17 protein-coding genes are annotated in these 14,065 nt (G+C 70.2%); 4 read left to right on the top strand and 13 right to left on the bottom strand.

Features of this window, described 5'->3' with window-relative positions:
- Positions 1–30: 30 nt before the first annotated feature.
- From I8E28_RS16465 to I8E28_RS16485, 5 genes are all read right to left on the bottom strand, one after another.
- Positions 31–1,110 carry a TRAP transporter substrate-binding protein gene (locus tag I8E28_RS16465; RefSeq protein WP_200789198.1) on the bottom strand — a complete coding sequence of 360 codons (1,080 nt, stop codon included), beginning with the start codon at positions 1,108–1,110 and terminating at the stop codon, positions 31–33.
- A 179-nt stretch (positions 1,111–1,289) separates the two neighbouring features.
- Positions 1,290–2,369: a TRAP transporter substrate-binding protein gene (locus I8E28_RS16470; protein WP_200789199.1), complete on the bottom strand. Its 1,080-nt coding sequence runs from the start codon at positions 2,367–2,369 to the stop codon at positions 1,290–1,292.
- A gap of 144 nt (positions 2,370–2,513) precedes the next feature.
- A complete protein-coding gene (gene dxs / locus I8E28_RS16475; RefSeq protein ID WP_200789200.1) occupies positions 2,514–4,403 on the bottom strand; it encodes a 1-deoxy-D-xylulose-5-phosphate synthase in 1,890 nt (629 codons plus the stop codon).
- A 16-nt stretch (positions 4,404–4,419) separates the two neighbouring features.
- Positions 4,420–5,325: a farnesyl diphosphate synthase gene (locus I8E28_RS16480; RefSeq protein ID WP_200789201.1), complete on the bottom strand. Its 906-nt coding sequence runs from the start codon at positions 5,323–5,325 to the stop codon at positions 4,420–4,422.
- Positions 5,310–5,537 carry an exodeoxyribonuclease VII small subunit gene (locus tag I8E28_RS16485; protein WP_200789202.1) on the bottom strand — a complete coding sequence of 76 codons (228 nt, stop codon included), beginning with the start codon at positions 5,535–5,537 and terminating at the stop codon, positions 5,310–5,312. Before I8E28_RS16485 ends, I8E28_RS16480 begins: the two co-directional genes overlap by 16 nt.
- Before the next feature lie 140 nt (positions 5,538–5,677).
- Between I8E28_RS16485 and I8E28_RS16490 the strand changes: the two genes are divergently transcribed.
- Genes I8E28_RS16490 through I8E28_RS16505 form a run of 4 tightly spaced genes read left to right on the top strand, consistent with a single transcriptional unit; the run spans position 5,678 to position 9,250 of the window.
- Positions 5,678–6,814 carry an aromatic ring-hydroxylating oxygenase subunit alpha gene (locus tag I8E28_RS16490; RefSeq protein ID WP_200789203.1) on the top strand — a complete coding sequence of 379 codons (1,137 nt, stop codon included), beginning with the start codon at positions 5,678–5,680 and terminating at the stop codon, positions 6,812–6,814.
- Positions 6,814–7,470: a 3-isopropylmalate dehydratase small subunit gene (leuD, locus tag I8E28_RS16495; protein ID WP_200789204.1), complete on the top strand. Its 657-nt coding sequence runs from the start codon at positions 6,814–6,816 to the stop codon at positions 7,468–7,470. Before I8E28_RS16490 ends, leuD begins: the two co-directional genes overlap by 1 nt.
- A complete protein-coding gene (locus I8E28_RS16500) occupies positions 7,470–8,360 on the top strand; it encodes a DMT family transporter (protein ID WP_200789205.1) in 891 nt (296 codons plus the stop codon). The genes leuD and I8E28_RS16500 overlap by 1 nt, the downstream gene beginning before the upstream one ends.
- On the top strand, positions 8,360–9,250 hold the full coding sequence (locus tag I8E28_RS16505; protein WP_200789206.1) for a sulfurtransferase: 891 nt from the start codon (positions 8,360–8,362) through the stop codon (positions 9,248–9,250). The genes I8E28_RS16500 and I8E28_RS16505 overlap by 1 nt, the downstream gene beginning before the upstream one ends.
- Positions 9,251–9,263: 13 nt before the next feature.
- Here the strand turns inward: I8E28_RS16505 and I8E28_RS16510 are convergent, their stop codons facing one another.
- The 8 genes from I8E28_RS16510 to I8E28_RS16545 form a co-directional block, all read right to left on the bottom strand.
- Positions 9,264–9,695 (bottom strand): hypothetical protein, encoded by a 432-nt coding sequence (locus I8E28_RS16510; protein WP_200789207.1) that lies wholly within the window; start codon positions 9,693–9,695, stop codon positions 9,264–9,266.
- Positions 9,695–10,072 carry a hypothetical protein gene (locus I8E28_RS16515; protein ID WP_200789208.1) on the bottom strand — a complete coding sequence of 126 codons (378 nt, stop codon included), beginning with the start codon at positions 10,070–10,072 and terminating at the stop codon, positions 9,695–9,697. Before I8E28_RS16515 ends, I8E28_RS16510 begins: the two co-directional genes overlap by 1 nt.
- 163 nt (positions 10,073–10,235) lie before the next feature.
- Positions 10,236–10,733: a hemerythrin domain-containing protein gene (locus I8E28_RS16520; protein WP_200789209.1), complete on the bottom strand. Its 498-nt coding sequence runs from the start codon at positions 10,731–10,733 to the stop codon at positions 10,236–10,238.
- Positions 10,734–10,756: 23 nt separating this feature from the next.
- Positions 10,757–10,981 carry a hypothetical protein gene (locus tag I8E28_RS16525; protein ID WP_200789210.1) on the bottom strand — a complete coding sequence of 75 codons (225 nt, stop codon included), beginning with the start codon at positions 10,979–10,981 and terminating at the stop codon, positions 10,757–10,759.
- Between the two features lie 79 nt (positions 10,982–11,060).
- Entirely contained in the window at positions 11,061–11,501 is a 441-nt protein-coding gene (locus I8E28_RS16530; protein WP_200789211.1) for a hypothetical protein, read from the bottom strand.
- A 36-nt stretch (positions 11,502–11,537) separates the two neighbouring features.
- Positions 11,538–12,428 carry an alpha/beta hydrolase gene (locus I8E28_RS16535; protein ID WP_200789212.1) on the bottom strand — a complete coding sequence of 297 codons (891 nt, stop codon included), beginning with the start codon at positions 12,426–12,428 and terminating at the stop codon, positions 11,538–11,540.
- Positions 12,429–12,631: 203 nt separating this feature from the next.
- Positions 12,632–13,360, bottom strand: coding sequence for a tyrosine-protein phosphatase (locus I8E28_RS16540; RefSeq protein WP_200789213.1), 729 nt, complete (start codon positions 13,358–13,360; stop codon positions 12,632–12,634).
- A 27-nt stretch (positions 13,361–13,387) separates the two neighbouring features.
- Complete coding sequence (locus tag I8E28_RS16545; protein ID WP_200789214.1) at positions 13,388–14,050, bottom strand: TetR/AcrR family transcriptional regulator; 663 nt, start codon at positions 14,048–14,050, stop codon at positions 13,388–13,390.
- Positions 14,051–14,065: the final 15 nt, after the last annotated feature.

Genomic DNA, 14,065 nt, shown 5'->3' on the forward strand with positions numbered 1-14,065 from the left:
CGGGGTCTCCGTGACGACCCGCCGCGGATATCAGAGCTTCTGGCTCTGCATGAACCGGTCGAACGTGGCTTCGGTGAAGCGGAACCACAGGTTCTGGTCGGCGCGGAACTTGGCGTAGTCCGCGTAAACCTTGCGCCAGTTCTCGTTCTTCTTGCCCAGTTCGTCGTACAGCGCCATCGACTGCTTGAACGCCTGCGCCATCAGGTCGGCCGGGAACGGGCGCAGCTTGGCGCCCGCGCCCACCAGCTGCTTGAGCGCCTGCGGGTTCTTGTTGTCGTACTTGGCCTGCATCTCGACGTGCGCGTAGGCGGTCGCCGTTTCGACGATGGCCTTCTGCTCGGCGTTCAGCGCGTCGTACGCCTTCTGGTTCACGTACAGGTCCAGCTGCAGGCCGCCTTCCCACCAGCCCGGGTAGTAGTAGAACGGCGCGACCTTGTTGAAGCCCAGTTTCTGGTCGTCGTACGGGCCGATCCACTCGGCCGCGTCGATGGTGCCCTTCTCCAGCGCCTGGTAGATCTCGCCGCCGGGGATGTTCTGCGGCACGCCGCCCATGCGCTCCAGCACCTTGCCGGCGAAGCCGCCGATGCGGAACTTCAGGCCCTTGAGGTCGGCGGCGCTCTTGATTTCCTTGCGGAACCAGCCGCCCATCTGCGCGCCGGTGTTGCCGCAGGGGAAGTTGATGATGTTGTACTTGGCGTAGAACTCGCGCATCAGCTTCAGGCCGTTGCCGTCGAAGGTCCACGAGCTCATCTGGCGGCTGTTCAGGCCGAAGGGAATCGCGCCGCCGATGGCGAACGTCTCGTCCTTGCCGAAGAAGTAGTAAGGCGCGGTGTGGGCCGCCTCGACCGTGCCCTGCTGCACGCCGTCGACGACGCCGAACGCGGGCATCAGTTCGCCGGCCGCGTGGACCGACACCTCGAACTTGCCGCCCGACAGCTGCTTGACCTTCTGCGCGAACACTTCGGCGCCGCCGTAGATGGTGTCCAGGGACTTGGGGAAGCTGGACGCGATGCGCCAGCGCAGGGCCTGCTGCGCGTGCACGGCCGGCGCGGCGCCGGCGGCGAGGATGCCGGCGATGCCGGCTTGCTTGATGAGGGAACGGCGATCCATCGATGTCTCTCCTGTGCTCGTGTTCATGCAGCCGGACGGTCCGGCGCCGCGCGCATGATCAGCCCCACAGGGCGCCAACCCTTGCAGGACACTGACGGATCAAACCCTGGTGCCTGAAAGGGAAAGGCCGCCCGAAGGCGGCCTTTTGTTTGGCTCCTGGCGGCAGTGCCGCCCGGTCCTCAGAGCTTCTGGGCCTGCATGAAGCGGTCGAACGTGCCCTCGGTGAAGCGGAACCACAGGTTCTGCTCGGCGCGGAACTTGGCGTAGTCCGCGTAGATCTTCTTCCAGCTCTCGTTCTTGGCGTTGAGCTCGGAGTACAGCGCCATCGCGGCCTTGAACGACGCGTTCATCATGTCGGTCGGGAACGGGCGCAGCTTGGTGCCGCCGCCCACCAGCTGCTTGAGCGCGCCGGGGTTCACGGCGTCGTACTTGGCCTGCATGGTGACGTGCGCCTGCGAAGCCGCGGCCTGCACGATGGCCTTGTTCTCCGCGGACAGCGTGTCGTACGCCTTCTGGTTGACCAGGCAGTCCAGCTCGGGACCGCCTTCCCACCAGCCGGGGTAGTAATAGAACGGCGCGATCTTGGAAAAGCCCAGCTTCAGGTCGTCGTACGGGCCTACCCACTCGGCCGCGTCGATGGTGCCCTTCTCCAGCGCCTGGTAGATCTCGCCGCCCGGGATGTTCTGCGGCACGCCGCCGATGCGCTCGAAGATCTTGCCGCCGAAGCCGCCGATGCGGAACTTCAGGCCCTTGACGTCGTTGAGCGACTTCACTTCCTTGCGGAACCAGCCACCCATCTGCGCGCCCGTGTTGCCGGCCGGGAAGTTGATGATGTTGTACTTGGCGTAGAACTCGCGCATCAGCTTCAGGCCGTTGCCCTCGAACATCCACGCGGTCATCTGTCGGCTGTTCAGGCCGAAGGGGATGGCGCAGCCCAGTGCGAAGCACTCGTCCTTGCCGAAGAAGTAGTACGGCGCCGTGTGCGCGACTTCGACGGTGCCTTGCTGCACGCCGTCGACCACGCCGAAGGCGGGCATCAGTTCACCGGCCGCATGCACCGAGATCTCGAACTTGCCGCCCGACATCGCCTTGACGGCGTTGGCGAAGGTTTCGGCGCCGCCGAAGATGGTGTCCAGCGACTTGGGGAAGCTGGAGGCCAGGCGCCACCGGATGGCGGCCTGGGCATGCACGGCGGGTGCGACACCGGCGGCCAGCACGCCGGCGATGCCTGCGTTCTTGATCAATGCACGACGATCCATGGGGGAACTCCTCTCGGGGATGTTGAAGTCGACAGCTTTTTGTCAGCAATGCCGGTCCCCATTGTGGAAGGGCACCCCACGAAGGTACTCAGGGGTTTTCCCTCTGCGGGCAACCCCCCGGCGCGCCGCCCCCTCGGCGCGCGGTCAGTTCACGACCTTGAGCGCGGGCGCCGTGCGCGGCACCTGGTCGCGAAAACGCTCGCGCACCGAGCGTTCGATGCCGGCGGCGTCGAGTCCCTGCAGCGACAGCAGCTTGGCCGGGTCGCCGTGCTCGATGAACAGGTCCGGCAGGCCCAGGTGCAGCATCGGCCTGGCGATGCCCTCGGCCGCCAGCAGTTCGGCGACCGCGCTGCCTGCGCCGCCGTCGATGCAGCCCTCCTCCACCGTCACCAGCGCGTCGTGCGTGCGCGCCAGCTCCAGCACGAGCTCGCGATCGAGCGGCTTGGCCCAGCGCATGTTCGCCACCGTCGCCTCGAGCCGGGTGCCGGCTTCGAGCGCCGGGTACAGCAGCGTGCCGAAAGCGAGGATCGCGATGCCGCCGGGCGCGCCCTGGCGCCGCACCTCGCCGCGGCCGAACGGCAGCGGCTGCAGGCCGGGCTCGATCGCAGCGCCGACGCCCGCGCCACGCGGGTAGCGCACGGCCACCGGGTGCTCGTGCTGGAACGCGGTGGTCAGCAGCCGCCGGCAATCGTTCTCGTCGGCCGGGCAGGCCACGCTGACGTTCGGGATGCAGCGCAGGTAGGCAATGTCGTAGGCGCCCGCGTGCGTGGCGCCGTCGGCGCCGACGAGGCCCGCGCGATCGAGCGCGAACACCACCGGCAGGTCCTGCAGCGCCACGTCGTGGATCAACTGGTCGTAGGCCCGCTGCAGGAAGGTCGAATAGATCGCGACGACCGGCTTCAGGCCCTCGCACGCGAGGCCGGCCGCGAACGTGACGGCGTGCTGCTCGGCGATGCCGACGTCGAAGTAGCGGTCGGGGAAGCGGCGCTCGAACTCCACCATCCCCGAGCCCTCGCGCATCGCGGGCGTGATGCCCACCAGCCGCGCGTCCTGCGCGGCCATGTCGCACAGCCACTGGCCGAACACCTGCGTGAAGGTCGTCTTGGGCGGCGTGGCGGGCGCGGTGATGCCGACTTTCGGGTCGAACTTGCCGGGACCGTGGTATGCGACCGGGTCGGCCTCGGCCAGCTTGTAGCCCTGCCCCTTCCTGGTCACGACGTGCAGGAACTGCGGGCCCTTGAGGTGGCGGATGTTCTCCAGCGTCGGGATCAGCGAGCCGAGGTCGTGGCCGTCGATCGGGCCGATGTAGTTGAAGCCGAACTTCTCGAACAGCGTGGCCGGCACGACCATGCCCTTGGCATGCTCCTCGAAGCGCTTGGCCAGCTCGAACAGCGGCGGCGCGACCTTCAGCACGTTTTTGCCGACGTTGCGCGTGGCGGCGTAGAACTGGCCCGACATCAGTTGCGCGAGGTAGCGGTTGAGCGCTCCCACCGGCGGGCTGATCGACATGTCGTTGTCGTTCAGGATCACCAGCAGGTCGGCGTCGGCGACGCCGGCGTTGTTCAACGCCTCGAAGGCCATGCCGGCGGTCATCGCGCCGTCGCCGATGATCGCGACCGCGCGGCGGTCCTCGCCCTTGCGGCGCGCGGCGACGGCCATGCCCAGTGCAGCGGAGATGCTGGTGGACGAGTGCGCGGTGCCGAACGTGTCGTACTCGCTCTCGTCGCGGCGCGGGAACCCCGACAGGCCGCCCAGCTGGCGCAGTGTGGCCATGCGCTCGCGGCGACCAGTGAGGATCTTGTGCGGGTAGGTCTGGTGGCCCACGTCCCACACGAGCCGGTCGTGCGGCGTGTTGAACACGTAGTGCAGCGCGATCGTCAGTTCGACCGTGCCCAGGTTGGAGCTGAGGTGCCCGCCCGTGCGCGACACGCTGTCCAGCACGTAGGACCGCAGTTCATCGGCCAGTTGCGGCAGCTGCTCGCGCGGCAGCCGGCGCAGGTCGGCGGGGGAATGGATGCTCTCGAGCAAGGCCATGCGGAAATGCGTCCGGTCAGTGGTTGCGGTCGACGACCATGCGGGCCAGCGCGTGCAGCGCGCGCGTGTCGGGCAGGCCGGTGCGCGCGAGCGCGTCGAGCGCCTGCGCGAGCAGCTCGCGCGCGAAGGTGCGCGACCGCTCCAGTCCCAGCACCGACACATAGGTCGGCTTGTCGTGCTGCGCGTCCTTGCCGGCGGTTTTGCCCAGCGTGGCCGAATCGGCCGTGACGTCGAGGATGTCGTCGACGACCTGGAAGGCGAGCCCCACGGCGGCGCCGTAAGCGGACAGCGCGTCCCGGGCGGCGGCGTCGGTGTCGCCGCACGCGGCGCCCATCATGACGCTGCCTTGCAGCAGAGCGCCGGTCTTCAGGCGGTGCATCTCGCGCAACTGCGCTTCGTCGAGCGCGCGGCCGACGCTGGCCAGGTCGATCGCCTGCCCGCCCGCCATGCCTTCGTGGCCCGCGGAGCGCGCGAGCAGGCGGCACAGGCGCGCCTGCACCACGGGAGGGACTGCATCGCCGTCCGGCGCGAGCAGCTCGAACGCGAGCGCCTGCAGCGCGTCGCCGGCGAGCAGCGCGCGCGCCTCGCCGAACTTCACGTGCACCGTGGGCTTGCCGCGCCGCAGGACGTCGTTGTCCATGCACGGCATGTCGTCGTGCACGAGCGAATAGGCGTGGATCAGCTCGACCGCGCAGCCTGCGCGCAGGGCCGCCTGCGTGTTGCCGTGCACCGCTTCCGCCGCGGCGAGCACCAGCAGCGGACGCAGGCGCTTGCCACCATCGAGCACCGCATAGCGCATCGCCTCGCCGAGGCCCGCTGGGGCGTCGGCGACGACCCAGCGAGACAGCGCTTCTTCGACGGTGGCGAGGTGGCGCGCGCTCCAGGCCTGCAGGTCGAACGTGGGGGTCACTGCGGCGTCCACGGCTTGAGCGTGCCCTCGTCGAGCACCTTGATCTGGGTTTCCACGGCTTCCAGCCGGCCGCGGCAATACGCCAGCAACTCGGCGCCGCGCTTGTACCCGGACAGCAGCTGCTCGAGCGGCAGCTGGCCCGACTCGATCACCTGGACCAGGCGCTCGAGCTCCTCGAGCGCGGCTTCGTAACTGGCGGGGGGCTGGCTGGCGGGGTCGGACATCGTGGCGCGCGCAAAGGGTCGATTCTAGGCGGCCCGGCCACGGCTCACCCCACGGGTACAATCCCGTCCCTTTCGCGCCCGCGTCCCCGGACCAAGCGCTTTCCTGCCCCTTCATAGGGGGAGTCTCTAGGTCAGGTGATATGTCTGATTTAAGTCTTCAGCTCCAGCAGGCCCGAAGCCAACTTCCCGTCCACGGCTACTTCGACCAGGCGCTCTTCCGCCGCGAGATGGCCACGTTGTTCCAGCGCGGCCCGCGTTACGTGGGCCATGCGTTGTCCGTGCCCGAGCCCGGCGACTACTACGCGCTGCCCCAGGAAGGCGAAGGACGCATGCTCCTTCGCACGCAACGAGGCATCGAGCTCGTGTCCAACGTCTGCCGCCACCGGCAGGCGGTGATCCAGCGCGGGCGCGGCTCGCTCACCGGCGCCGGCGGCAACATCGTGTGCCCGCTGCACCGCTGGACCTACAGCGGCGGCCACGACAGCCCCGCGGGCACGCTGCTGGGCGCGCCGCACTTCGCGCAGGACCCCTGCCTGGACCTCGAGCGCTGGAAGCTGCGCGAGTGGAACGGCCTGCTGTTCGAGGACAACGGCCGCGACATCGTCACCGACCTCGCGAACATGCGCGTCGCGCCCGACCTGGACTTCTCCGGCATGGTGCTCGACCGCGTCGAGCTGCACCGCTGCCACTACAACTGGAAGACCTTCATCGAGGTCTACCTCGAGGACTACCACGTCGGCCCGTTCCACCCGGGGCTGGGCAACTTCGTCACCTGCGAGGACCTGCGCTGGGAATTCCGCGACCACTACTCGGTGCAGACCGTGGGCGTGGCCAACCGGCTGGGCAAGGCCGGCAGCCCGGTGTACGAGCGCTGGCACAAGGAACTGCTGCAGTTCCGCGAGGGCGAGCCGCCGAAGTACGGCGCGATCTGGCTCACGTACTACCCGCACATCATGGTGGAGTGGTACCCGCACGTGCTGACGGTGTCCACGCTCCACCCGATCTCGCCGCAGGAGACGCTGAACATGGTGTCCTTCTTCTACCCGGAGGAGATCGCCGCGTTCGAGCGCGACTTCGTCGAGGCGCAGCAGGCCGCGTACATGGAGACCTGCGTCGAGGACGACGAGATCGCGCTGCGCATGGACGCCGGCCGCAAGGCGCTGATGGACCGTGGCGCCGACGACGCCGGCCCGTACCAGAGCCCGATGGAAGACGGCATGCAGCACTTCCACGAGTGGTACCGCTCGCAGATGGGGCTGTCGCGCCCGGCGCCCTGATGCCGGCCTTCCCGGGTGGCCGCCACGACGGCACGGTGGTGCCGCTGGACCGCCCCAACGTCGACACCGACGCCATCTTCCCCAAGCAGTACGGCCGCTCGACGGCGCGCAGCGGCTACGGCGCCGTGCTGTTCGACAACTGGCGCTACCTCGATCCGGGCGACCTCGGCAGCGACCACGCGCGCCGGCGGCCGGACCCGGACTTCGTGCTGAACCGCCCCGAGCTGCGCGGCGCCACCGTGTTGCTCGCGCGCGAGAACTTCGGCTGCGGCTCCAGCCGCGAGCACGCGGTCTGGGCGTTGCGCGACCATGGCTTCCGTGCCGTCGTCGCGCCCAGCTTCGGCGACATCTTCCGGCAGAACTGCGCGCTCAACGGCGTCGCAGCAATCGTGCTGCCGCCCGCGGCGATCGACGCGTTGTTCGCAGCCGCGCAGTTGCAGGTGCTTCACGCGCGCATCGACGTGCTGGCGCGTGAACTGCATGCGGCCGGCCAAGGCTGGCAGTTCCCGTGCTCGCCCCGCGAGCAGCTGCTGCTCACCGAGGACGTCGACTGGATCGGCGCCACGCTCGTGCACCGCGACCGCATCGCCCGTTTCGAGCAGGACCGCCTGCTGCGCCAGCCGTGGCTGGCACGTCCCTATCCGATGGATTCCTGATGCAAGCCTTGTGGATGGTGCTGGCCGCGTTCGGCTTCGCGAGCATGGCGGTGTGCGTGAAGATCGCCTCCGAGTGGTTCAACGCCGCGGAGCTGGTGTTCTGGCGCGGCCTGCTGGGCATGGTCTTCATGTGGCTGCTCGCGCGCCGGCAGCGCGTGTCGCTGCGCACCCAGTACCTGGGCATGCACGCGTGGCGCAGCCTGATCGGGGTGCTGTCGCTCGGCGCCTGGTTCTATGCCATCGCGGGCCTGCCGCTCGCCACCGCGATGACGCTCAACTACATGAGCAGCGTGTGGATCGCCGCCTTCCTGGTGGGCGGCGCGATCCTCGCGTGGAACCCGCGCGCGGGCAGACTGACGCAGGGCCCGCTCGCGTTCGCGGTGCTCACCGGCTTCGTGGGGGTCTTGCTCACGTTGCGGCCGACCATCGACCAGAACCAGGTGTTCGCGGGCGTCGTCGGGCTGCTGTCGGGCATCGTCTCGGCGTTCGCGTACATGCAGGTGATGGCGCTGGGCCGCGTGGGCGAGCCGGAAGCGCGCACCGTGTTCTATTTCGCCGTCGGCTCCGCGCTCGCCGGTGCCGTCGCGATGGCGATCCTCGGCCTGTCGCGGTGGGACTGGAATCACGCGTTGTGGCTGCTCCCCGTGGGCATCTTCGCGTCGATCGGCCAGTGGTGCATGACGCGCGCTTACAGCCACGGTGCCACGCTGGTCGTGGCCAGTTTGCAATACTCCGGGATCGTGTTCGGCGCCCTCTTCAGCGTCGTGCTGTTCGGCGAGGAGATCGCGCCGATGGCCTGGCTGGGCATGGCGTTGATCGTCGGCAGCGGCATCGCGGCCACCGCGCTGCGCGCCCGCGCCGCGCCGAACGCACCTGCCGAGGAGCATTGATGGCGTTCACCACCCTCATCACCGTCGACCAGCTCGAGGCACTGCGCACGCAAGGCGCGCGGCTGATGGTCTTCGACTGCAGCTTCGACCTGGCGCGTCCCGCCAGCGGCCTGGAGCAGTACCAGGCCGCGCACATCCCGGGCGCGGTGCACGCGGACCTGGACACCGCCCTGTCCGACCACCCCACGCTGGGCGACGACGGCCAGGTGCATCCGCATCCCGACGCGATGTCGGGCGGCCGCCACCCGCTGCCCAGCCGCGAACGCTTCGCGCTATGGCTCAGCAGCGTGGGATTCGCGAACGACATGCAGGCCGTCGTGTACGACCGCCAAGGCGCGAACTACTGCGGGCGCCTGTGGTGGATGCTCAAGTGGGCCGGCCACGACGCGGTGGCGGTGCTCGACGGCGGCTGGCAGGCCTGGATCGATGCCGGCGGCCACGTGAACACGGACGACGAGCCCGCGCACTTCCAGTCGAACTTCGGGCTGCGCCCGCCGCTGCGGCGGCTGGTCGGAGCGAGCGACGTGGCGAAGCAGCTGGGCGGCACTGGCCAGACGCTCGTCGACGCGCGTGCGGCCCCCCGCTACCACGGCGAAGTCGAACCGCTCGACCCGGTGGCCGGCCACATCCCGGGCGCGTTGAACCGCCCGTTCGCGAGCAACCTGGGCCCCGACGGCCGCTTCAAATCCGCGACGCAGTTGCGTGCGGAGTTCGACGACCTGTTGCAAGGCCGTGACCCGGCCGGCGTGGTGGCGTACTGCGGCAGCGGCGTGAGCGCCGTGCCGAACGTGATCGCGATGGAGCTCGCGGGCCTGCCGGCACCTGCGCTGTTCGCGGGCAGCTGGAGCGAGTGGTGCAGCGATCGCACGCGCCCCGTGGAGCGCGGCTGATCACGGTGCCGTCCTAACGGCGATTCCCGAACGAGCCGTTCGAGGTGCGGTTGGTGCTGCCTTGCGCGGCGGCATCCTGCGCGCCGGGACCCGCGCCCATGGCGCTGGTGCCGTTGCTCGCACCCAGGCCGCCTTGAAGGCCGGTGCCCGGTTGCGAAGTCGAGGTGCCCTGGCCCGACGCGTCGGCCATGCCCTTGCCGGACGTGCCCGGCACAGCGTCACCGCCCGATGCACCCGGATGCGCGACCGAACCGGCGGCGCCCGAAGAGCCGCGGCCCGACGGACTCTCACCCTGCTGGGGCGCGCTGCTGCTGACAGCGTTGCCGCTGCCGGGACTGCCTGGGGCGTTGGGACTGCTGGAAGCGCCCGTGTCGGCGCCGCGCTGGCACCCGGCCAGCGCGGCGGCGAAGACAACAAGCGCGCCCGCGAGGACGCGCACCGGCATCACTTGGACGTGCCGCTGGAGCTGCTGCTGCCCGAGCCGGTCGACGGCGTGGACGAGCTGCTGCCCGACGCGCCCGAGCCGGTCGAACCGGAGCTGCTCGAGGGCGAGGTGCTGTCGGAACTGCTGCTGCCGGAGGTGCCGCTGCCCATGGAGGACGAGCCGCTGGTGCCCGGGCTGCCGGTGGACGAGCCGCTGCCGCTGGCGCCCATCGAGCCGGTGCTGCTGCCGGTGCCGGAGCTGCCCGTCGTGGTGCTCGAGCGGTTGGCCGCCGAGCCGGTCGTCGCGGAGTCGCTGCCGCCCTTGCCGCAAGCGGTCAGGGACAGGGCAGCGGCAGCGACGAGAGCGAGCGTGGTGGCCGAAATCTTGGTCGTGTTCATCTGGGAACTCCTTGGTCAATCGTGGAGGGAGGGATGTGGGCGAGAAAAACGGCAGCCCGCGCTGCCTGCGGACCACTCTAAAGAGCCATCAGCGCCGGGCTGTCGTCTGGGGCTGTCGAAGCCTGTAGGACAACCGCAGGCCGCGGCTCGGCCGTTGCGCGGCTCAGGCAACGGAAACCAGCAGTTCCTCGCGCAATGCCTCAGGCACCGCTTCCAGCTCACGCCGGCGCACGCGCAGCAGCCCGGCCATGCGGGCCAGGTCGACGCCGCTGCGGCGCACCTTGGGGAAGATCTCCTCGCGTTCCTCGCGCACGTGGTGGTCGATGTACTCGCCCAGCACGGTCACCTTGGCGTCGTAGAGCTCCTCGTGCGGGTCCATCGACAGGATCTGCACGATCAGGTCGCGGGCCGCCATGTGCTCCACCTCGGCCTCGTCCAGCAGGTCGTCGTCGCGGATCGCCTCGCGCACCACCGGGTAGAAGAGCTCCTCCTCGAGCTTGGCGTGGATCGTGAGCTCCATGCAGATCTGCTCGGCCAGCGCCTTGCGCCTGGCTTCGGGGGCGTCGTTCGCCGCCAGCTCGCGGTACGCGCGGAACAGGTCCCGCGCGGCCTTGTGCTCGGCGTCGAGCAGCTCCAGCGCGTCCAGTGGGGTGTCGCTCATGCTCGTCCTCCGTCGAACGGGCGTCAGGAGCCGCTGCCCGGCTCCTGGTCCGTCTTGTGTTCCTGCTTCATCGCCGATTGCGCCGGCGTGCCGCGCCCGGGCGCCTGCCCGCTGTCGGTCGTGCCGGAGTCCTCGGACTGCATGTCGGTGCCGGGGGTGCGCTTGTCGCGCGGGCCGCGTGCGCCGGCCTTCTCGTCCTCGGGCTTCGGCTGGGGAGCCGGCGTGGTCTTGGTGGGGTCCTCTCGCATCGCTGCACTTTAGGCAACCAGAGCCCGCCACGCCTGTCAGCATGCCTCTGCCGGGGCTGTAGGACGGCGGGCACGCAGCTCAGCGCTTGGCGTCGGGATCGCTCGGCCCGTTGTGGTCGGACAGGCCGGCACCCGGCGCCTTGTCGACGTCGCCGCTGTCGCCGCCGCGTGCGTCCCACGTGCCGCCGGTGCGCGCGGTGTTGCCGCGCGGGCGCTCCTCCGGATGGTCGTCCAGGTTCACCGAGCCGCCGCCCATCGGCTTGTCGTCGGCGGCGCCATGGTCACGCTCGTTCACGCCGCTGGGCGCGACGAGGTCAGGCTGCGCATCGCTGGTCAGGCCCACCTTGCCGGGGCCGTCGCCGGCGTAGTCCTTGCCGCGCGGGGGCGCTTCGCCCTGCTGGTCGCTCGCGCCCTTGCCGCGCGCATTGGACTGCCCGTCGGTGGCGTAGCGCTCGACGTCGGGGTTGGGGCGGCCGTCCTGGTGCGGAACGCCGTCGTTGGAGCGGTTCTGGTCGGTCATGGCGGGTCTCCTTGCAACGCCGCCATGGTCGGCCGCTCAGGCGGGCTGGGCTGTCGGTGCCTCGCCAGTCGCCGCGTAGGAGACAGGGGTCGCGGCGAGGCCTGCAAGGCCCACGAGCGCCGTCGCCAGGCCTTGGCGGAACGACGGGAAGCAGTGCACGTCTCCATGGCCCGCGCCTTCGACTCGCAGCAGCTGGCACGTCGGCAGCGCCTGCCGGATCGCTTCGCTGTGGTGGAAGCCGATCAGCTCGTCCTTGTCACCGTGCACCAGCAGCACCGGCCCCTTGACGCGGCACGCGTGGTCCTTGGTGTGCAGCGGGTAGCGCAGCACGCGGCTGGGCACCCAGGGATACAGCTCGTCGGCCAGCGCCTGCATGCTGCTGTACGGCGACACCAGGATCGTGAGGTCGGGCGTGCGGCCCGCATCGGAGAGTTCGGCCGACAGGCCCGCGGCGAGGGCGGTGCCGAGCGACTGGCCGGAGACGACGATGCGCTTGCCCTCGTACTGGCCGGCGATCGCGTTCCACACCGCGCGCACGTCGGCACGCAACTGCTCCTCGCTGTCGATGCGGCCGCTGCTCTTGCCGTAGCCGCGGTAGTCCATCATCACGACGTCGAAATTGAGCTCGCGGAAGGCATCGAGCTCCACGAACCACTTGCGCAGGTTGCCCGAGTTGCCGTGCAGGTAGAACACGACGCCGCGCGGCTGGGGCAGCTTCAGCTGCGCGACCGACAGGCGCGCGCCGGGCACGTCGACGAAGAACTCACGCGTGTCGGGGTCGGTGGCGATCGGGTCGTCGTTGCCCAGGCCCTCGGGCTCGAACAGCAGGCGTTCCTGGCGGAACCAGAGGTACGCGATGGCGGCGGTGTAGAGCGCGACGCCCACGGCGGGCAGGGCCACGGCCAGTGCCGGCAGCAGTTTCACCATGGCGTCCCCTCCCTTGCATCCTGCCTGCGCTTCGGCGCGGCGGCTTTCGCATCCCGCATGGCAACTCCTTCGCGGTCCCGGCTGGATGCCGGGTTCTTGCATGCAATGGTGCGGTGGCGGGCGCGGCGCGCGTGTCGGCCGCGCCGTGTGCCCGCAAGTAGGAAACAGCCGCGCTTGCGTGTCGCGCCGCGGCGGCGTGCGCGTCAGCCGACCGTATAGAGCGTACGCAGGCGCGCACGCTGCGCGTCGCCGACACCGAGGGCGCGCGCGAGGAACGTGTCGACGTCGCCCCAGTCGTGCTCGACGGCGTCGAACGCCGCCTGCAGGAAGGCGGGCTGCACGCCCCAGAGGACGCGCGCGACGTGCGGCTCCAGTCCCTTCCACGCGATCGTGGGCGGTTTCAGGCGGTCGTTGGTCAGCAGGTAGTCGCGCAGGATCTCCTCGCGCGTCGCGCCCAGCGCGTGCAGCACCAGCGCCGCCGCCATGCCGGTGCGGTCCTTGCCCGCCGTGCAATGGAAAACGGTCGGCTCGTCGGACGCGAGCAGCAGCTCGAAGAACTCGGCGAACCGCCGGGCGCTGCCGCGGACGAAGCCGCGGTAGGTGTCCTGCATGTGGTGCACCACGTCAGCCTCGTCGAGGCGGCGGCCGGCCTGCACCAGCTGGGCCAGCACCTGCACGATGGTCGGCTCGATCGCCAGCGAGTGCACGTCCACGCCCGGCACGCAGCAGGCGGCCGAGGTGCGCTCGTGGACGCCGCGGAAGTCGAGCACGCGCCGCAGGCCCAGCGCCTGGATCTGCGCGGCGTCGTGCGCGTCGAGCGCCCCGAGGTGGTCGGAGCGGAAGAGAGTGCGCGGCCGCACGCGCACCGTGCGCACGTTCTCGGCCAGGTCGCGGAAATTGGACGGGTTGCTGATCTGCAGGGGGCCGGACATCGGGTCGATTGTCGCCGGGCGGGTGGCTCAGCCCGTGAACGGCGGCAGGTCCGGCAGCGGCCGGCGCGCGATCTCCATTGCCTCCGCGGGATCCATGCCCAGGGCGCGCAGGACCAGGGCGGCGCAGGCGACGTCGTGGCGCGGGGGCGCCGCGCCGGCGGCCACGCGCCGCATCGCGGCCTGCACGACGCCGGTGACCACCTCCATCGCGCTCTCCTCGCTCGGCACCTTGAACCGCTTCTGCCGCACGCCCAGGCGCAGGTCGCGCAAGGCGTCCTGCTCGACTTCGCGCACGTGGCGGGGGGCGATCGCGGCCATCTCCAGCAGCAGGCAGGCCCACGACGGGCTCTCGGCTGCCAGCCAGACGAAGCGGCGCTGGCCGATCGCCATGCGTTGCGCCGCATCCTTCACGGGTTCGATGCTGGCCACGATGGCCTGGTTGACCGCGGCCGCCAGCGCCAGCGAGAGCGCTTCGGCGATCTCCTCCTTGCTCGCGAAGTGGTTGTAGACCGTGCCGGTGGTCACGCCGGCGGCCTCGGCGACTTGCGCCATCGTCGCCTGCGACCAGCCCCGGTCGGCGAACACGTGGGCGGCCGCATGCACCAGCTGCGCCCGTGTGCGCTCGCGCTTGCCGCCCGTGCCCAGCGCCGCCACGAACCGCTGGGCCAGGACCGGCGGCAGCGGCGCCATTGACCGGCCGCCAAA

Origin of the sequence: Ramlibacter algicola, assembly GCF_016641735.1 — a bacterium.
GTDB lineage: Bacteria > Pseudomonadota > Gammaproteobacteria > Burkholderiales > Burkholderiaceae_C > Ramlibacter > Ramlibacter algicola.